Raw genomic sequence first — 20,536 nt, 5'->3', positions numbered from 1 at the left:
ATACCGGCAATCTGCAGGCGGGAGACCACGGTCGGAGCCACCGCGAGCGCCGGCCCGGCGGACAAATGTAAAAAACCATCAATTAAGCACACGAGATACCTGCACATATCGTAAGATAGCATTTTCCCGCTAAACATCCCCCTCATCGACCGGTCACCGGATCCGCCGGCAGGCCTTGGAGCACCTGAAGAAGGGGAGACAGCATGTTCAGCACCCGGAATATCACCCTGATCGTCGTCGCGCTCATCGCGCTCTTCGCACTCGCCGCGCAGGCCCAGCAGCATGGGGAGTACGGCGACGCGCCCGAGGGCGTCCTGGCCTATCCCGCCAGCGGTATCATCGGCAGCTTTCCGACCTGCGTCACCGTGGGGCCCGCCGCGTGGATCTACCACGCACCAAACCCGCTGATGTTCTTCGGTCCCATGAAGGATTTCGAACCCGATGGCAACGCCGGCACCTGCCCCATGTTCGCGCCCTACGATATGGACGAGTGCTTCATGGATCCCGACGCGGGCATGATCATCCCCGGCGCCTTCACCATCGTCGGCGGGGTCGTGGTGCCCTGCGGGCCGCCCGTGGCGCCCCTGGGCCTGTTCTGCACGCCGGGCGTGTGGGGCGGCAACATGGACATCATGTTGACCAACGGCGGCCACGACGCCTTCGTGAACGTGCTGATGGACTGGAACCAGGACGGCATCTGGGCGCCCTCGGCCCAGACCTTCTGCTCGGCCCCCGAGCACATCCTGGTGGACTTCCCGATCCCGCCGGGTTACGTAGGCCCCCTGTCGGGCCTCGCGCCCCCTCCGTTCTTGATCGGCGGCGATCCGGGCTACGTCTGGAGCCGCTTCAGCATCACCGAGAGGCCCGTCGGCACGCCCAACTGGAACGGCGCGGGACAATTCGAGGACGGCGAGTCGGAGGACTACCTGGTGCTGGTCGACGGTCCGGTCACCGACGAAGACGAGAGCTGGAGCGCCATCAAGCAGATGTATCGTTGAGCGCTTGCGCTGATGCGAGCTCTGTCCGGGGCCCGGTCGCACCGGGCCCTCGCTTTATCATCGGTGTTCGATCTTCCGCTTCCACGCCGGATGCGCTGCCCCTATTGATCGGCCGGCTGGAATTTCAGGATCATGCCGTTCGTCCAGTCGGTGGCATAGACGTTGCCGTAGCCGTCCACGGTCATCCCGCCGATGCCGCGGGGATCCTCGTAGCCCGGCCCGCTGGTGGGCCAGGCGGCCAGCAGCCAGCCGTCCCGGTCGAACTTCTTGAACAGGAACGGGTGTGTGGAACTCACTGTGTAGATGTCGCCCTCCGCGTCGACGGTCATGGCTCCTCGGGCCTCGCACATTCCATCGCCGTATCGCACCGAGGAACCGAGGTATTCGTGCTCGGGATCCAGCCGCGCCACCGCACGCCCGTCGAACCGGGAGGACAGGAAGATCTCTCCCCCCTGATCGAACCCCATCAGATGGAAGTAGGTGAGGTCGCACCCCTCTCCGAAGGAGTTGATCGTATCGACGTGAACGCCGGCCTGGGTATAACGTAAGAGGTTGTCGATCCCGGCGGGAACGTGATCGACGACGTAGATGGAATGTTCGGGACTGACCGCGACGCTCAAGGGATCATCCACTTCCCAGATGTCCATTAGAGTTCCACCCGGGCTCATCTTCTGCACACGAGAATAATCGTAGTCGCAGACATAGACGTTGCCGACGGCATCGCAGGCGACGCCGGCGAGGCCCCAGGAAAACGCGCCGTCCAAAAGCCAGGGATGAGGGCTGTCGTTCTCGTCGGCGCCGGTATGGTAGCCGACGTAGGTGTGCACGATGCCGGGCCCGTCGGGGTCGGGCTTGGCCCCGAGTCCCGACCAACCCAGGTACTGACCGGTGTCGGTCCAGTGCATGATGCACCCCATGCCGGCCACCCAGAGCTGGTTCTCGTGCCAGGCGATGCCGTAGATCAACTCCTGGAAAATGGAGGGAACCTCCACGATCCAGACCAGCTCGTAGGCCGGCTCCGGTGGTTCCTCCGGACACCCCCAGTTCGTGGCCACCGTCACCTCGGCCTCACCGAAGACGCTCGGGTTCTCCACGCTCGTGGCCCGCACGTGGAAGACGCCGCCGCCGGCCGGCGCGTTGTAGATTCCGTAGCCGCGCACCTGGCCGCCGGTGATTCCTTCCACGACGCTCCACGTTACCGTCTCGTCCTCCAACCCCTCGATCGTGACGTCGAAGGTCAAGGTGCCGAAGACCGGCATTGTGATCTCGCTGGGCGCGAGGGTGATCTGCGCTTCCCCGGACCCGCCCGGGCTGCCCGGTCCGTACATGCTGAAGCCCGTCAATTCGGCGCTGACGGTGTTCGCCCCGGTGTCCACCACGCTTCCCGGGACCGTCTGCCAGGCTGCGCCCACCGCCTTGCAGAGCCTCAGATCCTCTTCGACGACGCCGACCGGCACCTGATCGTCTTCGTAGCGGATCGTCAAGGTCACCGGCTGCTGGAACTGCGCGCCGTCCGGCGACAGGTCGTAGGCCCGCGCGAGGATCATGCCCGCGTCGGCAGGCGGCGAGGAGGCGGGCTCGACGCCGACATCGATCTCGTCGTCCACAGCTCCGGCGGGGAAGGCCAGCGTCACGCGACCGGCGTCGGCGCTCACCGTGCCGCCGTCGGGACCAATGCTCGTGCCCGCCGGGGGATGCGTCGGATCGCCGTCGCCGCCGCAGCCGGTAAGCAGCAGGATCGAAAGCAGAATCACTGTGCAAACAACGGGATATCTCATGGGACACCTCCATGGCACATCGCCGAGGGGGCGATAGGGGAACCGACAGCGCCATCTCGATCTCCTGGGATTCTAGATCAGTCATGTTACGCAGTTATTACGCGGGAACGCCGTCCCGCCATGCCGCGCGAACAAATCGCGTCCAATCGACGTATGCAGGTCTGCGCGTTCCGTCGCCAGCCAAGGGAGGACCCCATGTCGAGCCGCCTCGTCCCGCTCGTCGTGCTGCTCCTGGCTGTCGTCTCCGCGACCAAGGCCGAACCGGTCCGCGCCCCGCACACCAAGCCCGCCGAGCCTCCGCGTACCGTCGAGCTCCGCGAGACCTGGCGCTTCGGCGGCGCCGACTGCGAGACGCTCCTCGGCACCATCACCGAGGCCGACGCGGACCGCGACGGCAACGTCTACCTGCTCGACACCCAGCTCTGCCATGTGCACGTGATCTCGCCTACGGGCGAGCTGCTGCGCACCATCGGCGGCCCCGGCGAGGGACCGGGAGAATCGCAGCAGCCGCGCGACGTGGTGATCCTGCCGGACGACACCGTGGGCCTGCTGGAACTCTTTCCCGCCGAGCTCGTGCGCCTGACCCTGGACGGCGAGCCCCGTCCCACCCTGACCATCGGCGGCGCCGATCCGGTCGAGGGAGGCTTCACCTCGGCGTCGAACTGCAGCCACCGGGGCGGCAACTTCGTGGTGACCGGACAGCGCCTCGGCCCGGTCGAGGGGGGACAGCACCGCCACATGTACCTGGCGGGCCTCGACCAGCACGGCAAGATCGTGCGCACCTACAGCGAGGCGACCATGACCCTCGACTTCGGCGACCTGGTCTTCGTGGAGCGCGAGATGAATCCGGGGTGCCAGCTCGCCAGCGCGCTGGGGCCCGACGGACGCGTCTACGTGACCGCCGCCTGGGACCGCTACGCCGTGGAGGTCCACGCTCCCGGCGGCGAACTCGAGCGGGTCGTGGAACGCGCGTTCGCCAACCGTCCGCGCACCGCGGACGAGCTGCGCCGCATCAACGCCCTCTTCGACGCCTCCGCGCGCAACATCCCCTTTCCGGTGGGGCGCGAGATCGAGCCCGGCCCCGCGGTCATCGCCGGCCTGTCCGTCGACGCCGCCGGACGCCTGTGGGTGTGCTGCACAGCCGCAGCACCGAGGATCGCGCCCCCGGCGTCATGCAGCGCTACGACGTCTTCGGACCGCGGGGGGACTTCCTGGAGAGCGTGGCGCTGGCCTGCGAGGGAGATCCCGAGCGGGACGGGTTGGTCTTCCTGGACGACGGACGCATCCTGCTGATCAAGGGCTACGCCGAGGCGGAGGCGGCCCGTTCCGACCTGGGCAACATCCCCCTCGGCGAGGAGGGGGAGGCCGCGCCCATGGAGATCGTCTGCTACGAACCCTTGCCCTGATCCGGTTCGCCGGCTTCGCGCCGCTCCCGGTCCAGCATCTCCATGGTCAGCGTCGCGAGATCCGCCAGCTGGCGCTCGTCGAGCTCGATCAGCAGCGCCCGTCCCGTGCAGTAGACGATCCCGCCCGCGGGATCGCGCAGCACGGAACTCGCGTGGATCTTGCGGTCGTCGACTTCGACCACCTCGGCCTCCACCACGCACGCCGTCTCCAGGGGCAACATGCGCTTGAAGGTGACGTTCAGCTCGGCGGCGAGGACGGGATGTCCGGAGAGCCAGGCGGCCGCCCCCATGGCCTCGTCGAGCAGGGCCGCCATGCTGCCGCCGTGGGCGTGACCGGGCGGACCCTGGGCATCCGGACCGCAGCGGGCCTTCAGCATGAGGGCGCCGTCGGCGTCGCGGCGGTAGAAACGCACGCTGAGGCGACGTCCAGTCGTATCGCCGGTCACGAATCTGGACGAGGTGGACGGGAAGGGCAGTTCCACCCGTGTCCAGCCGGGCTCGGTGATGTCCAGCCAGCGCGTGGCGTCATTCGTCATGGGTAACTCCTGATCTGCGGTCCTGTCTCGTATCGTAGCGTTTCGTAGGATTCGTGTCGCCGGAAGGGTGGCGCGCGCGTCCGCGTGGGTCACCGCCGCCGCCCGTCGCCTTCGTATTCGATATATACCCTGGAAACCGCTCGAATGACAGCCGGTTGCGGAGATTGTGAAATAGTTTTCCAACTTCAATTGGCAAGAGAGATTATCAGACAATAATACTCTAGAATATTCCGGCAAGTCGTATTCACTGGTTCCTACGCGCGCTGGTCCTGTCCAGGGCCATTGCTCTGCGCGCCCGCAAGCTGCGGTTAATGGAGATCAACGTCTTCGCCCTGCTCGTGATAGTGATGCTGGTCGTCGATCGCCTGGCGTGATTCCCCGGCGTGGAGTAGCCTGTCCATCATGCGAACACTCGTCCTGGCAAGTATTCTGGTCCTGTTCCTCGCCTCCGCCGGCTGCGAGCAGGGCGAACCGGTCCCCTCGGACGACCGACCCGTGGTGGTCTCGCTGCTGCGCGAGCCCGCGGATACTTCCGTCGAACGCACGCTGACGGTGGCCTGGCGCTTCCGCATCGCCGACGGCTGGCACCTCTACTGGGACGGCCTGAACGACAGCGGCGCGCCGCCGTCGATCGAGCTGGACCTGCCCGACGGCTGGTCGGCGGGAACGCTGCGGTGGCCCGCCCCGCAACGGCTGGTCTCGCCGGGCGGGATCCTGGATCACGTCTACTTCGGCGAGCTGATCCTGCTGCAGGACCTGTACCCGGCCGGCGACGATGACGCCGGATTCGGCGCGCGGATCGCGTGGCTCGCCTGCCGGGAGGCCTGCGTCGTGGGCGACACCACGCTCACCGCGGCGGATGCCGCCGAACCGCCCGACGCGCGGCGCGTCTTCGCGACGGCGCGGTCGCGGCTGCCCCGGACGATGCCCGCCGGCCATTGCACCGCCGACTGGCAGGGCGCGACGCTCATCGTGTCCCTGCCCCGGGTCGAGCGGCTGGAGTTCCTGCCCGCCGCCGACTGCGGCCGGCTGGCGGCCCCCCTGGACGATACGGCGCGCGAGGGCGACGAGCTCGTGCTGCGCTTCGAGATCGAGGACGGGACGGCCGGCCCGGCGCGCGGCCTGGTGCGCGGGACGTTCGGCGAACATGCGGTAACCTTCCCTATCGACATGCCGGCGACGGCCGTCGCCGCCGCACTCCCGGAGGATGATGATGCGTAACGCGTTGTTGATCATGGTGTTGTCAGTTTCCGTCGGCGCGTCCGCCGCCCCGGCCGCCGTCACCCCGGGCGAGCAGGCCCCCGACTTCACCCTCACCGACACCGAGGGCGTTGCGCACGCCCTTGCGACCTACCTCGAGCTGGGCCGGACGGTCGTGCTGGAGTGGTTCAACGCCGACTGCCCCTTCATCAGGAAGCATCACCTGGCCCACAAGACCATGAACGAGACCTTCGCCGCGGCCGACTCGAACGTGGTCTGGCTCTGCGTCTGCTCGAGCGCGCCCGGCAAGCAGGGGGCCGGTCTCGAACGCAACCGCGAGGCGCGCATCGAATACGGCATGCCCTACCCGATCCTGATGGATCCCGCGGGCGAGGTGGGACGTCTCTACGGCGCCAAGACCACGCCCCACATGTTCGTGATCGACGGCGCCGGCACCGTCGTCTACACGGGCGCCATCGACGATGACCGCTCTCCCGCCAAGCTCGGCGGGACGAATCACGTGGCGGCCGCGCTGCAGGCCCTGGCGGCGGGGGAAGAGGCGCCTGTGGCGGAGACCAGGCCCTACGGCTGCAGCGTCAAGTACGTCGACTGATCTTCCTAACCGGCGTGGCGGCCGGCAGTTGCCCGCCGCCGCACAAGCGGCTGCGGCGAATCATGTTGACGCTCGATGTCGAAGCTGATACGGTGATTCCGCTCGTCGGCGGGGGGTACCACGCAACCTGCCTGCAACCCGCCCGACGACGTCGGCCCGCCCGAATCCCATCCAGCAGACACACCAGTCACGGGTCGCGGAGTCTCTGCGAGCGCGAGCGCCGATCTCGCGCGGGATCGCGTCATACGGCTCCCGGTCCGGACCGGACCCTCGTCTGCCCTGTGCCCGAGTCGCAGGGTCCAGTTCAAGGCCGGGAGCCTGTCCCGTATCCATGCGACATGCAACCCTCCGAGCGCCGCGTGCGTCATCTTTCAGTCATCCGTGAGACCGGACCATTCAGGGAGGGGACCATGGCCAAGAGACATGTCGTCACTTTTATGGTGCTGACGAGCCTGATCCCGTGCGCCGGCTGCCGCCTGGAGGTCAACGGCGGCGTGCGCGGCAACGGCGACGTCGCGACCGAGACGCGCGCGCTGGACCGCATCGACGCCGTCGCTCTCGAGTGCCGGGGCGACCTGGTCATCGCGCTGGGCGACCGGGAGGAGCTGATCGTCGAGGCCGAGAGCAACTTGATCGAGCTGATCGTGAGCGAGGTCGAGGACGGGAAACTGACCTTGCGCGCCTCGCGGGGCACGAGCCTGCGGCCGACCAGGCCGATCCGCTTCGCCCTGACCGTCCGTTCGCTCGACGCGATCCGCAATACGGGCAGCGGCGACATCACCGCGCCGCGCCTCCGCTCCGAGCGGATGGACATCGAGCTCACCGGCTCCGGGGACCTGGCCCTGCAGGGCCTCGCATCCGGCGCGTGTTCGCTGCGGCTCACCGGCTCCGGCGACGCGACGATCGGCGAGCTCAGGGCGGACGAGCTCACCGTGCGGCAGTCCGGCAGCGGCGACGTGGAGATCGACGAGGGCGGCGCGGAGCGGTTCGAGGCGCGCCTGTCCGGCTCGGGGGATTGCAAGGCCGCGGGGTTCAGGGCGCGCCGGGCGTCGGTACACGCCTCCGGCAGCGGCGGCGTCTCCGTGCACGTCGAGGACGTCCTCGAGTGCCGCATCTCCGGCAGCGGCGGCGTACGCTATGGCGGCGATCCGGATGTCGAGGTCACGACGACCGGCTCGGGACGCGCCGAGCGCCGCTAGCGGGCCGGCCGTCCGCATCGTCGTGGCTCGTCACACCCGTTTCCGGATCCCCGGCAGCGTCATCATAACCGCCACGAAGATCACGAGCAGGAGGATCAGCGCCGCGTCGTCCGCCACGACCAGCCAGGGGGGGAACGACTCGCCGCGCCATCTGTGCAGCCATTGCCCCTGCCAGACGGCCATCAGCAGGACGATGCCGGCCCGGGCGAAAACGAATCCCCGCAGATCCTGCCGGCGGTACGCGCGGTTGTGCGCCAGGACGGCGGCCGGGTCGTCCGCCTGGGCCAGCGCTCCCCGGGCGATCGGCCAGCGCCGGGTGGCAAGCCAGCCAGCGAAGAGCCATGACACGGCGATGAATACCAGCTGGAAGGCGGGCAGGGCGATGATCGCGAAGATGCCCGCTTCGCCCGCGCGCGGCCAGCGCCAGACGGTCAGGGCGGACGTGAGCGCGAAGATCAGCAGGGGCAGGATCTCCAGTCGCTGCGGGTAGAAGGAGGAGAGCGTGCGGCGTTCGAGGCTGGCGGTGCTCGTTGTCGTCGGCTCCAGCAGCCGGCGCAGCATGAGTATGCGGCGCGTGTCGCGCACGTACCCGCCCAGCATGACGCCCGTCGAGAGCAGCGAGACGACCATCAGGCCCAGCTTGCGATGACCCGGCTGGCCGAAGGGCGCGACGGTGACGATCGCGAGAGCGGTGACGATCAACAGGGCGCCGAGTATGCGCCGCCCGTTACCCAGACCCCGGTGATAGCGGGCCACCACCGGCGCCACGGATTCCGGGCCCGTGTCCGACCCCAGGAACTGACGGGGCAGGATGCGCGACATGCGGATCATCAGGAACTGGAACGCCACGATCTGCACCACGACGAGCACCGTGAGGCTGGCGAGCCTCATCGCGGTCGTATCTGCTGACGCCAGGAACAGGGATGCGTATTCGCCGAGTGACGTCATTCTATGCACCTCCGGCGTCGTCGATTTCGGGGTGGTCGGCGACGCGGGCCGCCAGGGCGTGCAACAGGAACTCGTCGGACAGGCCCAGCTCGTGTCCGGCAGCGAGGAAGTCGTTCACGGCCTCGTCCAGCCGCGTCCGGTCGCCGGCCCGGGCGTGGTCCCGGCCCGCTTCGGCCACGTAGTGGCCCGTCCGACTGCGGCTGACGAGGATCCCGTCCCGTTCGAGCAGCAGATACGACTTGCTGACCGTGTTCGGATTGATTTCCAGGTCGGTCGCCAGCTGGCGGACCGAGGGCAGGGCCGCGCCGGGCGGGAGCAGGCCGTCGGCGACCTGACGGCGGATGCCGTTGATGATCTGCCGGTAGATGGGTGTCTCGCCCTCCAGATCGACGGCGAGCAGCCCATGTGCGGGTGATCCTGACGAGGCCATGGGTTCTTCCCTCTCTGTATCACTTGTACTAGTACAGTATCAGTTTACGGCCGGCTCGTCAAGAGGTTGCATCGAAATTCACGGCGTGATGCGTCGGGCCGCTCATGTCGGATCCCATCGGCTTGTAATCGATCCCCTCATGGGTGCACGCATCATCTGAGGAGCCGGCCCCGGTTTGCCGAATCGTTTCATTGCGTGTTTCGTGTGATGCCAACGCATCCCCCGGCGGGGATGGAAGGAGTGGAAACGACATGAGGATCATCATCATGACGCTGGCGCTGTCGCTCGCCGGCGCGGGAGGAACGATGGCCGCGACGAACGACACGCAGAAGGCCACCCTGGCCGGCGGCTGCTACTGGTGCCTGGAAGCGGTCTTCGAGGAGCTGGAGGGCGTCGTGAAGGTGGACTCGGGCTTCGCGGGCGGCGGCAAGGGCAACGTCACCTACGAGCAGGTCTGCGCCGGCGGGACCGGCCACGCCGAGGTGGTGCAGATCGCCTACGACCCGGCCCGGCTCTCGTACGAGGAGCTGCTGACGGTCTTCTTCTCGGTCCACGACCCGACCACCCTCAACCGGCAGGGCGCTGACGCCGGCGAGCAGTACCGCTCCGCGATCTTCTTCCACGACGACGCGCAGCGCGCGGCCGCCGCGAGACTGATCGCCGACCTGACCGCGGCGGACGTCTTCGACGATCCCATCGTCACCCAGGTGACGCCTTTCGACGCCTTCATCCGCGCCGACGAGGGTCACCAGGACTACTATCGCAACAACAAGAACCAGCCCTACTGCCGGGTGGTCATCTCGCCCAAGCTGGACAAGTTCCGCGAGAAGTTCCGCGACCGGCTCAAGCGCTAGCGCTTGAAGACCACCTTGTCGTCGGTGAACACCCGGTCCGCCGGGTCCGGGTGTTCGCCGTCCAGGATCTGGATCCAGAGCGTGTTCGCGTCCGGCAACGTGATGAAGAAGGTCCCGATCGGCCATTCGGGGATGTACCCGCACATCGTCCCATCGGACGTGACGTCCGCGAAGAGGCGGTTGTAGACGCCGTCGTCCTGCGGGACGAACAGGTAGACGCCGCTGCCGACGGCCGGCATCGAGGTGCCCACCGAGAAGGCGTGCCGCGACGGCCAGATGTGCGATTCGACCAGCGCCAGGTGCGGATCCTCATGTCGCCGGGCGCGAAGATCCATACGTTGTAGGTCGTCTTGCTCCCCGGCTGCGCGGCGATGTAGTATCCGCCGTGGTCGGACGGGAAGACGTGGCCCGGCGGGTTCAGGTTGCCCAGGGGATCGAAGTTGGCGACCGAATCCGGGTCGATGACGTGGTGCGTGAAGACAGGGCCGTCCGGGCAGGGCGTCTCGTCGGAACTGCAGCCGACGAGGCCGGCTGACGCCAGGGCGAGCAGAACGATGGCGAAGATCGGGATGCGCATGGATGTCCTCCGTTGGGGCGCAGGTATGCCGTGGTCTCTAGCAGGGCGGTGGCGGGTGTCAACGGCGTGCGCGAGCAGCCCGAGGGCGTGCTCTGCACCTTCGACGTCTTCGACCGGGACGGCGTGTTCGTCCAGCAAGTGGAGCTGCAGTGCCCTGGCGACGGGCGCTACGACGCGGCGTTCTTCGGCGGCGCGGACCGCGCGCTGGTGGTGCGGGGATTCGCCGATGCCTTCGCGACGCAGTGGGGCCGCGGCAGCCGGCTCAGCGCGGGGGACGACGGGGAGGCGGCGGTGATGGAAGTGGTGTGCTACGAGATCGTTAACTGATCTCGTCGATGCGACAGTGGACGACTTGTCCCGTGATTCACCGATATGCTATCGTATTGAATGCACGGAGTCGTTTCATCACGCATCGAGGGGGACATCATGCGTACCGTCGTCGCTCTGATCATAATCAGTTTCATCGCGGGATCCGCCGTCGCTCAGCAGCCCGGCTCTCGCGAAGAACTCTACTGTCAACCCGTCGCGGATTATACGAAGGCCTCCGGACCGACCGGTGACACATATTCCGAGAAGGCCGACGACATTCCCGATGCGCTCGCCGGGCAGGTCATCTCGACGGTGACCTTCTACGTCAACGTGTACGATGGCGATTGTGTCTGGGAAGCGCCGGACGGGTTCGCGGTCAACTTCTACTTCAGCCAATGTCCCCCGGGCCAGACTGCGGATCTAACTTACGCCTACGACTGGAGCGAGCTGTCGCCCGAACTGGTCGCCGAGGTATTTCCCTGCTATCTGGTATACCACGTCAGGGCGGTCCTGCCCGAGACGGTGGTCATCACGACCGAAATGTCCCTGGGCTTCTCGCCGATAACCTCGTGGGGACCCGGAGAATGGCCCTCGGCAGGAGTCAGAGCGACGGAGCGAGGGGAATTCTACGGCTGCGGGTCCCAGTGGTACGACGACGCCCTGCACACGCGCTGGGAACAGGGGTCGGAGCCATACTACTACACGGATATCGCCTATTGCCTGGAAGGCTACACTGTGCCCAACGAGACCCTGGACTGGGGTGAGGTGCGCGCGCTGTACCGGTGAACCCACAGGTCAGTGATCACCCCAGGTCTTCTCGCCCGCCCGCACCCCCACCCCCAGCGTGTTCCCCGCAGGCGGCAGCGGGCACGTGGCATAGGGCGTGAACGCGCAGGGCGGAATGACCGCCTTGTTGAAGTCCAGCACGACCGTGCCGTCGGCGGCCGGCGCTTCGGTCGAGAGGAAGCGGCCGCCGCCGTAGGTCTCGGCGCCCGAGGTGGCGTCCGCGAAGACGATGAACAGGTCCTCGTCCGGCTTTCCCACGGGGGTCAGGCTGCAGATCTCACCAGCCAGCTCGAAGATCAGCACGCCGGGGCTCGGCTCCTCCGAGGTCCGGCCCAGCACGTTCGGCATCGTCACGCCGCGGGGCGGATCGTGGGGCGCCAGACGCGCCGTGACGCGCCAGATCTCGTCGACGGGGAAGCGCGCGATGCCCTTGAAGTCGCGCCGGGTAGCGCTCTCGCGATCCTTCACGCGCAGCAGCAGCAGGCCGCCGCGGTCGATGACGTGGAAGGTCAGGGTGCCGACCGCCAGCACGGTGGTGTCGTCCTGCATGTCGGTGCGCATGGCGATCGTCTCGACGTCCTTCTCGTCGTCCCCGGCGACGTGGACCTTGGCGTCCGGTTCGGCTCTGAAAACGATGCCGCCCCCGGCGATCTCCAGCACGCCGGTGCGCGCCGGCGCCTTCCCGTCCAGACGTACGTCGGCGCCTTCGGACGAACCGACCGTGTTGGCGCCTTCGCGCAGCGGATGCAGCCCCGTCAGCGTCAGCCAGCCGTCCTCGCCGCGCAGCCTGTCGACGCGCGCGGCGTGCCAGGCGTCGATCTCCGCCACGTAGGCGGAATCGCCGCCGCAGCCGCCCGGGGCCAGGACGGCGAAGGCGGCCAGGAATGCCCATCGCCCGAATCCCATGTCGACTCCTCCGGTCAGAAGCGCACGGCCACGCCCAGCTCGAACTGCAGCAGGTCCGTCTCGGATGACGAGGGCCGGATGCGGACGCGGTCGTTGACGTCCACGCTGATGGCGCCCTCGGTCAGGTAGCTCGCCCGGGCGCCGTGGCGGTAGACGATCTTCATGTCCAACAGGACATCCTTCGACTCCCGGTCGCGGGGGTCGCCGCGCTTCAGCATGATCTTGAGTCCGCCGCCGCCGCCCCAGATCGTCATGAAGTCGTCCCAGTTCGTCTGGCGCGCGATCTCGTCGTCGTCGTACCAGTCCTCGTCGGTGAGCTTGGTCTCGGTCCAGATGTAGCCGCCGCCGAAGCGCCCCTCCACGTACGGGATCACGCGGCCGTCGCCGCCGTGCAGACGGGCCAGCAGGAAGATCGAAGCGATGTTGTTGTCGGTGTTGTACTCGAAGTCCTCCACCAGCGGCAGCGACATGACCACCGTCTGGTGGCCGTAGATCAGAAAGTCGCCGCCGATGCCCACCGCCAGAGGCCCGTCGCCGCTGTAGGCGTAGTCCAGCGAAAAGCCGAAGCCCAGGTTGTCCACGTGCTCGTCGAAGGCGCCCGCGGGCGCGCCTACCTCCATGTGGACGGCGCCTTCGTGGCCGGCCAGGGCGGGGGCGGCACCCAGCGTCGCTGCCAGTGCGAGGGCCGCCAGGACCGGCGGGCTGCTCGTGTGATCGACGGTTGCTCTCATGTGTCGTCTCGCTTGTCCGGAGGGTGCTGTCCGACCGTATCACGTGCGCCGCCGGAACTCTGCAGGTTTTCGGCGTACGGCGCACGAGGGCCCTGTACGTTCGCCGCTGCGGCCAGGTTGCATCTCGGGGCATCTCACCGCGGCCCGGCCGCAACCCGGCGGCCGGGATTCCGTATTCCTCCCGGTGATCGCCGGCAGCCCCCCACACCGACGAGGAACAGCGATGAGACATCCCCGCCCGCTCGGCCTGCTCTCGGTATCCGTCCTGACCATCGCCGCCGCCTCCGCCGCCGCCGACGGCTGGGTCGCCACCTACCACCCGGAGCTGGAGATCTCCCGCGCCGCCGGCGAGATCGACGTCGACGGCGATCTGAACGACGCCGGCTGGGCCGGCCAACCCCGCGCCCGGCATTTCGCCGAGCACAACCCCGGCGACCAGGTCCAGCCGCCCGTGGCGACCGTGGCCCTGATGACCTACGACGACGAGCACCTCTACGTCGCCTACATCTGCTACGACGACCCCGCCCTGGTGCGCGCCAGCTTCACCGAACGCGACCGCATCTGGAGCGACGACTACGTCATCACGGCCATCGACACCTACGCCGACCAGTCGTGGGCCTACGAGATCGCCTGCAACCCGCTGGGCATCCAGGGCGACCTGCTCTGGTCGGCCAACGGCGGCGAGGACATGGGCTACGACATGGTCTTCCACAGCGCGGGCAAGGTCACCGACGAGGGCTGGCAGGTGGAGCTGGCCATCCCCTGGTCCAGCCTGCGTTTCCCGAACCGGGACGAGCAGGTGTGGCGCGTCGATTTCTGGCGCAACCATCCCCGCGATGTGCGCGGCCAGTATTCCTGGGCCGCCTACGACCGCGACGAGAACTGCTGGCCCTGCAAGTGGGGGACGATCACGGGCATCCGCGGTGTCGCGCCCGGCAGGGGCATCGAGATCATGCCCTCGCAGATCTTCACCCAGTACGGCGGTCGGGGGGAGGACGCCGCCTGGACCAACGAAGACATCCTGGGCGAGTTCTCCATCGGCGCCAGGGCCAACCTCTCGTCCAGCTTCACGGTCGAGGGCACCTACAATCCCGACTTCAGCCAGATCGAGGCCGACGCCGCGCAGATCGACGTGAATACCACCTTCGCCCTGTCCTTTCCCGAGCGACGGCCCTTCTTCCAGGAGGGCAGCGACATGTACACCTCTTTCTTCAACACCGTCTACACGCGGGTGATCAACGCGCCTCGCTACGCCGCCAAGCTGACCGGCCGACCGGGAAGCACCAGCATCGCCTACCTGGTGGCGCGCGACGAGCACACGCCCTTGACGTTGCCCCTGGAGGAGCGCAGCCTCTTCGCTCGGGGCGGCGAGAGCACGTCGAACATCCTGCGCGTGCGGCACGCCCTCGACGGCGGCAACTACGTGGGCCTGACGGCGACCGATCGCCGCATCGACGGCGGCGGCGCCGGCACGGTCGTCGGTCTGGACGGGCGCTGGCGGCTGAGCCAATCCATGCAGCTGGAGTGGCAGGCGCTGGGCACGCGGGTCGAGGAGCCGCGGGATTTGGCCCTGAACGCCCGGTTGCAGGAAGACTACGAAGAGGACCCCGCCGGGATCCTGTTCGACGGCGGCAAGCGCAATGCCGCCTTCGACGGCGAGATATACGACGGGCGAGGCATCTACGGCAGCCTGGAAATCGACAAGAGCGACTGGGGTGTGGGTCTCGACTACTGGGAACGCAGCCCCACCTTCCGCGTCGGCAACGGGTTCGAGCCGCGCAACAATCGCCGCGACGTGTCGGTCGACGCCAGCTACGTGTGGCGTTTCGACGGGCATCCGCTGCTGGAGTGGATCTCGCCGAGCGTCAACACGAGCCGTGTCTGGAATTTCGCCGGCACCCGCAAGGACGAGTGGATATGGGCCGGCCTGTCCACGCGTCTGCGCTGGGCGCAGGCCTGGTTCCAGCTGTCGCACATGGAAAGCAACGAGCTCTTCGACGGCATCGAGTTCCGTGGCATCGAGGCCACGGCCCTGGACGCACAGATCCTGCCCGGCGACAAGGTGCGCGGCGGATTCTCCGTCGCGACCGGGCACCGCATCGCCCGTGGCGCCCAGGTCATGGGCAAGCAGAACAACGCGATGATCTGGATCGATCTGAAGCCCGCCGACCGTTTCCTCTTCGAGACCAGCTGGCACTGGATCGAGAGCGGAAACGCGGCGACCGGCGAGCCGCTCTTCAAGGGCTTCATCCTGCGCAGCCGCTGGGGCCTGCAGTTCACGCGCGAGCTGTCGGCGCGGCTGGTCATCCAGTACGACGATTTCAACGAGCTGTGGGAGGCCGATCCCCTGGTCACCTACCGGATCAACCCGTTCTCGACCTTCTACTGCGGCTCGACCCGCGACTACCTGGTGATCGATCCGGAAAACGACGGCATCGACGCGTGGCGCCTGACCGACCGGCAGTACTTCATGAAGCTGCAGTACCTGTTCCAGCTGTAGCCACGAGCCGGGCCGGGGCTGCGACGGAGACGTCCGTCCCGCAGGGGTGCCGCGTTTCTTTGCTGATCGCCGGGCAGCCGGCATGTTAGGTTGATCCGGCCGCGCCGGCCTCCCAGCTACACCAGGAGTGAACCCATGTCGTGTATCCGCGTCCTGATCGCGTCGGCCATCCTGACGGCCGCCGCCGCCGCCTTCGCCACCGAGGCCCTGTTCTGCCGGTATCCGGCCGTCAACAACGACGGCAGCGTGATCGTCTTCTCCTATCAGGGGGATCTGTGGCGCGTGCCCGCCGCGGGCGGCAACGCCTCGCGCCTCACGGCCCACGAGGCCTACGACGGCTGGCCCGTCTTCGCACCCGACGGCGCGAGCCTCGCCTTCGCCTCGAACAGATACGGCGATTACGATGTCTACGTCATGCCCGCGACGGGCGGGCCGCCGACGCGCCTGACCCACGCCGAGACCACCGACCGACCCTGCGCCTTCGCCCCGGACGGCGACGAGATCTACTTCTCCTCGCGCCGGCTCTTCGACTTCCCCATGTCGCCGCAGATCCAGGTAGTGCCCGTCGCGGGCGGCACGCCGCTGCGGCTGGCGGACTTCTTCGGCGACGAGACGGCCACGGCGGACGGACGCACCTTCGTCATCGCCGCCGGCCGCGTGGCACCGGGCCGTCAGCGCTACCGGGGCAGCTACCAGCGCGAGCTCTACCGCTGGACCCGCGGCGGCGACCCCGTCCGGCTGACGGAGAACCGCGGCTACGACACGCATCCCATGGTGGCGCCCGACGGACGCATCTACTGGCTGGGCGACATGGACGAGACCAGGACCGCCAACGTCTGGACCATGGACGCCGACGGCGGCGGCAAGCGGCAACTGACGCGCTTCGCGGGCGACGGCGTGCGGGCCGCCGCCTTGAGCGCCGACGGCTCCCTCATCGTTCTCGAGCAGGGCCTGCATCTGCATGCCCTCGCCACGACCGGCGGCGATCCCGTCAGGCTGCGCATCGACGTGGCGGCCGACGCGATCGAGAACCCGGTCGTCGTGGAGAACAGATCGGGCGAGGCCGCCGAGCTCGCGGTCTCCGACGACGGCGACGAGTTCGCCATGGTCATCGACGGCGAGATCGTGCTGGTCAACAGGAAGCTGGGCGGGCGCGCGACTGTTCCCGTGCCCGGCCCCTGGCGCGAGGCCGACATCGCGTTGCGGCCCGGCGGCGCCGACACGCTGCTGCTGGTGACCGACCGCGGCGGCGAGGACACCGTCTGCCTGCTGGTCAGCGACGACGACGACCAGAAGCTGCTGCGGTCCGCCCGCCGGCACCGCCTGGTAGAGCTGACCGACGGCAAGCGGCCCTGCGCGCGCCCGGCGTGGTCGCCAGACGGCGAGCGTATCGCGTATGTCGGGGGAAACGGCGACCTGCGCGTGATGGACGCCGACGGAAAGCACGACAAGTCGCTCAGCGCCTCCTGGAACCTCAACGACTTCGCGTGGTCGCCGGACGGCCGCTGGCTGGCCTACGCGCGCTTCGATCCCGACTACAACAGCGACATCTGGATCGTGCCCGGCGAGGGCGGCGAGCCGGTCAACGTCACGCGGCATCCGGAGTACGACGAGGATCCCGTCTGGTCGCCCGACGGCACCATGCTGGCCTGGAATACCACGCGGCACAACCACGCCCCCGACCGCCGCGACACCGACGTCTATTTCCTGTACCTGCGCGAGGAGGACCACGACCGCACGCGGGAGCGGTGGGAGATCCTCCAGAAGACGCGGGACGACGAGCCCGCGAAGGGCGACGATGCCGGCGACGACGAGACGGACGACGAGGCCAAGGCGGAGGAGAAGATCGAGGTGGTCATCGACTTCGACGAGATCCACCTGCGCGGCCGGCGCCTGACGTCGCTGCCCGGCAGCGAATACGTCCAGGCCATCGATCCGCACGGCGACCGCATCTACTTCACGGCGAACGTCGGGGACGAGCGCGATCTATACTCGGTGGACAGGTTCGGCGAGGACCGCAAGGCGGTCACCACGGGCGGTGTCGAGCCGGCGGCTGTCCACCTGGACGCCAAGCTCAAGATCCTCGCCTTCCTCAAGGGCGGAGCTCCAGCGACGATAGGCGCGGACGGCGGCGAGGTCGAGTCCACCGATTTCACGGCCAGACTCACCGTAGACCGGCCTGCGGTACGGCTGCGCACCCTCGACGAGGCCTGGCGCACCCTGCGCGACCGCTTCTACGACCCGGACATGCACGGCGTCGACTGGCCCGCCATGCGCGCGAAGTACGGGGCGTGGGTCGCCCACGCCGCCTGCGACGTTGACTTCGGCGACGTGATGAACCTCATGCTCGGCGAGCTGAACGCCAGCCACATGGGCTACCGTCCCGGCTGGGATTCACCCGGCGACTACGGCGACGACGGCTGGCTCGGCCTGGAATTCGACCGCGCACATACCGGCAGGGGCCTGAAGGTGGCGCGCGTGCTGATCGACGGTCCCTGCGACATGGCGCCGGACCGTGTCCGGGTCGGCGACGTGCTGCTGGGCGTGGACGGCCGCGCCGTGGGCCGCGACGCCAGTCTCGAAGCAGCCCTGGAGACCCGCGCCGACCTGCCCACCTGGCTCTTGCTCGAGCGCGGCGGCGACGAACTGGAGTTCCAGGTGGCGCCCACGGGCTGGCGCAGCATCCAGGTCCTCAACCACCGCGACGCCGAGCGCGCCAAGCGGGCCTACACGGAGGAACGCTCGGACGGCCGGGTCGGCTATGTCCACATCCAGGGCATGGGCTTCGCGGAGGTGGAGCGCTTCCAGCAGAGCCTCTTCGCCGCGGCCGACGGCAAGGAGGCGCTGGTCATCGACGTGCGCGACAACGGCGGCGGCTGGACCACCGACCTGCTGCTCACGATCCTCACCCAGCCCGTGCACGCCTTCACGGTCGGCAGGGACGGCGAGGCGGGCTACCCGCAGGTCGAACGCCAGCCCTTCTACCGCTGGTCACAGCCGGTGGCGGTGATCTGCAACGAGGGCAGCTATTCCAACGCCGAGATCTTCAGCCATGCCATCAAGACGCTGGGTCGCGGCCCGGTGGTCGGCGTCGAGACGGGCGGCAACGTCATCTCCACCGGCGCATTCCGCAACCGCTACCGCGGCTACGTGCGTCTGCCCGGCCGCGGCTGGTACGTGTGGGGGGACGAGACCCATCCCGAACGCAACGGCAAGCCCCAGGAGGCCCGGCACGAGCTGACCGGCTGTCTGCCCGACCACGTGGTCGAGCTGACGCCGGCCGACCGCCTGCACGACCGGGATCCGCAGCTCGACAAGGCCGTGGCGCTGATGCTGGAGGCGGCCGACGCGGAGCTGCGCAAGCCGCGGCGCATGCCCAGGTAGGCGGGCGGGGATCAGCGGCCGCCGCTCAGCCGCGAGGCCAGGTAGCCGGGGAGGCCGGCGTCCCGGATCTTCGCCATGGCGCGTTCGACGTCGTAGACGACGCGGTGCAGGTCGATGAGCCGCGTCCCGGTGTCGTACACGGCGTAGGCGGCTTGCGGGTTCCGGTCCCGCGGTTGGCCCACGCTGCCGGGATTGACCAGATAGCGGGCGGCGGGATCCAGCTCGATCCTGCCCATGTGGTGTCCGACGACCCTGGCGCCTCGCATCCGGTAGGACCACGGCCGGTGGGTATGGCCCAATAGGCAGACGCGATCGTCCACGGACGCGAAGGCCTCGCGGGCGAGGATCACCAGCTCCAGGTAGTGCCAGCGCTCCGGTTCGGCGGGCGACCCGTGGGTCATCAGCAGATCCGGCTCGGGTCTCGCCATGAGCGGCAGCTCGCCCAGCCAGAGACGCTGTTCGGGAACGAGCTGCCGGCGCGTCCAGAGCACCGCATCCTCGGCCCAGGCGTTGAAGTCGCGCGGGCGGTCGTCCGTGGCGGCCATGGCGTCGTGGTTGCCCTGCACGGTCCGCATGCCCGCGTCGCGCACCAGCTCCAGGCAGGCGGCGGGATCCGCGCCGTAGCCGACCACGTCGCCCGTGCAGAGGCAGGCGTCGACCTCCTGGCCGTCGATGTGGGCCATCACGGCGTGCAGCGCTTCGAGATTGGCGTGTATGTCGCCGAGGACGGCGTATCTCATGACGGCTCCGGCATGGGTTTCCGACCTTCGCCCGGGGGCGGCCGCGCCGTCATTCTATCGCAACCGGGGAGAGTGCGCCATGGCGGGAATGGAGCCCGATCCGCGGATCGGGGGCGCGCGACATCGGGCGGGATGATGACCGACTGGATATCAATAACAACAGAATCATCTTTTTATCAATGTGATATTGCACCGCCTCGCCCGTCGTGCCAACCTACGCCCACCAAGGAGCGCATATGGAAGAACAGCACAGGGATCCCGCGATCCGCGTCCTGATGATGCCGCGCGACACCAACGTGCACGACACCATCTTCGGCGGCGTGATCCTCAGCCACATCGACCAGGCCGGCGCCATCGGCGTGCGGCGCCACGGTTGCCGCCGCGTGGTGACGGTCGCCATGGACAAGGTGGAGTTTCACCAGCCGGTCCGCGTGGGCGACGTGGTGAGCTACTTCACCGAGCTGGTGCGCAGGGGCAGGACCTCGATCACCGTGAAGGTCTGTGTGGAGGCCGAGCGGCTCGACAGCGGCGAACGCGTGTCGGTGACCAACGCGACCGTGACCTATGTCAACATCGACGCCGGAGGCCGGCCGCAACCGATCTGAGGCCGGCGTGCGGTGCGACGAGGGCCGGTCCCCGCG

At 68.2% G+C, this 20,536-nt stretch carries 20 protein-coding genes; 12 read left to right on the top strand and 8 right to left on the bottom strand.

Annotation, left to right across the window (positions count from 1 at the left end; translation table 11 throughout):
• The first annotated feature begins 203 nt into the window (after positions 1 to 203).
• Positions 204 to 998: a hypothetical protein gene (locus KJ554_10070; GenBank protein MBU0742683.1), complete on the top strand. Its 795-nt coding sequence runs from the start codon at positions 204 to 206 to the stop codon at positions 996 to 998.
• 101 nt (positions 999 to 1,099) lie between these two features.
• Here the strand turns inward: KJ554_10070 and KJ554_10065 are convergent, their stop codons facing one another.
• The gene (locus tag KJ554_10065) at positions 1,100 to 2,776 is read right to left on the bottom strand and encodes a hypothetical protein (protein MBU0742682.1); all 1,677 of its coding nucleotides are present in this window, start codon (positions 2,774 to 2,776) and stop codon (positions 1,100 to 1,102) included.
• 195 nt (positions 2,777 to 2,971) lie between these two features.
• On the opposite strand from KJ554_10065, the gene KJ554_10060 reads away from it, so the two are divergent.
• Both KJ554_10060 and KJ554_10055 read left to right on the top strand, forming a co-directional pair.
• Entirely contained in the window at positions 2,972 to 4,069 is a 1,098-nt protein-coding gene (locus KJ554_10060) for a hypothetical protein (GenBank protein MBU0742681.1), read from the top strand.
• Positions 3,997 to 4,182, top strand: coding sequence for a hypothetical protein (locus KJ554_10055; protein MBU0742680.1), 186 nt, complete (start codon positions 3,997 to 3,999; stop codon positions 4,180 to 4,182). The genes KJ554_10060 and KJ554_10055 overlap by 73 nt, the downstream gene beginning before the upstream one ends.
• Here the strand turns inward: KJ554_10055 and KJ554_10050 are convergent.
• Complete coding sequence (locus KJ554_10050) at positions 4,164 to 4,718, bottom strand: PaaI family thioesterase (protein ID MBU0742679.1); 555 nt, start codon at positions 4,716 to 4,718, stop codon at positions 4,164 to 4,166. The genes KJ554_10055 and KJ554_10050 overlap by 19 nt on opposite strands.
• 402 nt (positions 4,719 to 5,120) lie before the next feature.
• Here KJ554_10050 and KJ554_10045 point away from each other — a divergent pair, with 402 nt between their 5' ends.
• The 3 genes from KJ554_10045 to KJ554_10035 all read left to right on the top strand — a co-directional run bounded on the left by KJ554_10045 (position 5,121) and on the right by KJ554_10035 (position 7,730).
• Entirely contained in the window at positions 5,121 to 5,939 is an 819-nt protein-coding gene (locus KJ554_10045) for a hypothetical protein (GenBank protein MBU0742678.1), read from the top strand.
• A complete protein-coding gene (locus tag KJ554_10040) occupies positions 5,926 to 6,531 on the top strand; it encodes a redoxin domain-containing protein (GenBank protein MBU0742677.1) in 606 nt (201 codons plus the stop codon). Before KJ554_10045 ends, KJ554_10040 begins: the two co-directional genes overlap by 14 nt.
• A 410-nt stretch (positions 6,532 to 6,941) precedes the next feature.
• Entirely contained in the window at positions 6,942 to 7,730 is a 789-nt protein-coding gene (locus KJ554_10035; protein MBU0742676.1) for a DUF2807 domain-containing protein, read from the top strand.
• Between the two features lie 30 nt (positions 7,731 to 7,760).
• Here the strand turns inward: KJ554_10035 and KJ554_10030 are convergent, their stop codons facing one another.
• Positions 7,761 to 8,678 carry a hypothetical protein gene (locus KJ554_10030; GenBank protein MBU0742675.1) on the bottom strand — a complete coding sequence of 306 codons (918 nt, stop codon included), beginning with the start codon at positions 8,676 to 8,678 and terminating at the stop codon, positions 7,761 to 7,763.
• Between the two features lies 1 nt (position 8,679).
• Positions 8,680 to 9,108 carry a GntR family transcriptional regulator gene (locus KJ554_10025; protein ID MBU0742674.1) on the bottom strand — a complete coding sequence of 143 codons (429 nt, stop codon included), beginning with the start codon at positions 9,106 to 9,108 and terminating at the stop codon, positions 8,680 to 8,682.
• Positions 9,109 to 9,359: 251 nt separating this feature from the next.
• Here KJ554_10025 and msrA point away from each other — a divergent pair, with 251 nt between their 5' ends.
• On the top strand, positions 9,360 to 9,962 hold the full coding sequence (gene msrA, locus KJ554_10020; GenBank protein ID MBU0742673.1) for a peptide-methionine (S)-S-oxide reductase MsrA: 603 nt from the start codon (positions 9,360 to 9,362) through the stop codon (positions 9,960 to 9,962).
• On the opposite strand, the gene KJ554_10015 is transcribed toward msrA, so the two are convergent.
• Positions 9,959 to 10,297, bottom strand: a complete 339-nt coding sequence (locus KJ554_10015; protein ID MBU0742672.1) for a hypothetical protein — start codon at positions 10,295 to 10,297, stop codon at positions 9,959 to 9,961. The two genes, msrA and KJ554_10015, sit on opposite strands and share 4 nt — an antisense overlap.
• Before the next feature lie 272 nt (positions 10,298 to 10,569).
• On the opposite strand from KJ554_10015, the gene KJ554_10010 reads away from it, so the two are divergent.
• On the top strand, positions 10,570 to 10,866 hold the full coding sequence (locus KJ554_10010) for a hypothetical protein (GenBank protein ID MBU0742671.1): 297 nt from the start codon (positions 10,570 to 10,572) through the stop codon (positions 10,864 to 10,866).
• A 99-nt stretch (positions 10,867 to 10,965) separates the two neighbouring features.
• A complete protein-coding gene (locus KJ554_10005) occupies positions 10,966 to 11,634 on the top strand; it encodes a hypothetical protein (GenBank protein ID MBU0742670.1) in 669 nt (222 codons plus the stop codon).
• A 9-nt stretch (positions 11,635 to 11,643) separates the two neighbouring features.
• Here the strand turns inward: KJ554_10005 and KJ554_10000 are convergent, their stop codons facing one another.
• Positions 11,644 to 12,540, bottom strand: coding sequence for a DUF1684 domain-containing protein (locus KJ554_10000; protein ID MBU0742669.1), 897 nt, complete (start codon positions 12,538 to 12,540; stop codon positions 11,644 to 11,646).
• A gap of 14 nt (positions 12,541 to 12,554) precedes the next feature.
• Positions 12,555 to 13,271, bottom strand: a complete 717-nt coding sequence (locus KJ554_09995; GenBank protein ID MBU0742668.1) for a hypothetical protein — start codon at positions 13,269 to 13,271, stop codon at positions 12,555 to 12,557.
• Positions 13,272 to 13,494: 223 nt separating this feature from the next.
• Between KJ554_09995 and KJ554_09990 the strand changes: the two genes are divergently transcribed.
• Complete coding sequence (locus KJ554_09990; GenBank protein MBU0742667.1) at positions 13,495 to 15,771, top strand: carbohydrate binding family 9 domain-containing protein; 2,277 nt, start codon at positions 13,495 to 13,497, stop codon at positions 15,769 to 15,771.
• A 135-nt stretch (positions 15,772 to 15,906) separates the two neighbouring features.
• Positions 15,907 to 19,155: a hypothetical protein gene (locus KJ554_09985; GenBank protein ID MBU0742666.1), complete on the top strand. Its 3,249-nt coding sequence runs from the start codon at positions 15,907 to 15,909 to the stop codon at positions 19,153 to 19,155.
• 11 nt (positions 19,156 to 19,166) lie between these two features.
• Here KJ554_09985 and KJ554_09980 read toward each other — a convergent pair whose 3' ends face one another.
• The gene (locus tag KJ554_09980) at positions 19,167 to 19,895 is read right to left on the bottom strand and encodes a metallophosphatase family protein (GenBank protein ID MBU0742665.1); all 729 of its coding nucleotides are present in this window, start codon (positions 19,893 to 19,895) and stop codon (positions 19,167 to 19,169) included.
• A gap of 236 nt (positions 19,896 to 20,131) precedes the next feature.
• On the opposite strand from KJ554_09980, the gene KJ554_09975 reads away from it, so the two are divergent.
• A complete protein-coding gene (locus KJ554_09975; GenBank protein MBU0742664.1) occupies positions 20,132 to 20,500 on the top strand; it encodes an acyl-CoA thioesterase in 369 nt (122 codons plus the stop codon).
• Positions 20,501 to 20,536: the final 36 nt, after the last annotated feature.

The sequence above is a fragment of the bacterium genome (assembly GCA_018814885.1).
Taxonomy (GTDB): domain Bacteria; phylum Krumholzibacteriota; class Krumholzibacteriia; order LZORAL124-64-63; family LZORAL124-64-63; genus JAHIYU01.
The sequence above is the reverse complement of the archived record's forward strand: the minus strand, read 5'-3'. Positions and strand labels throughout refer to the sequence as shown.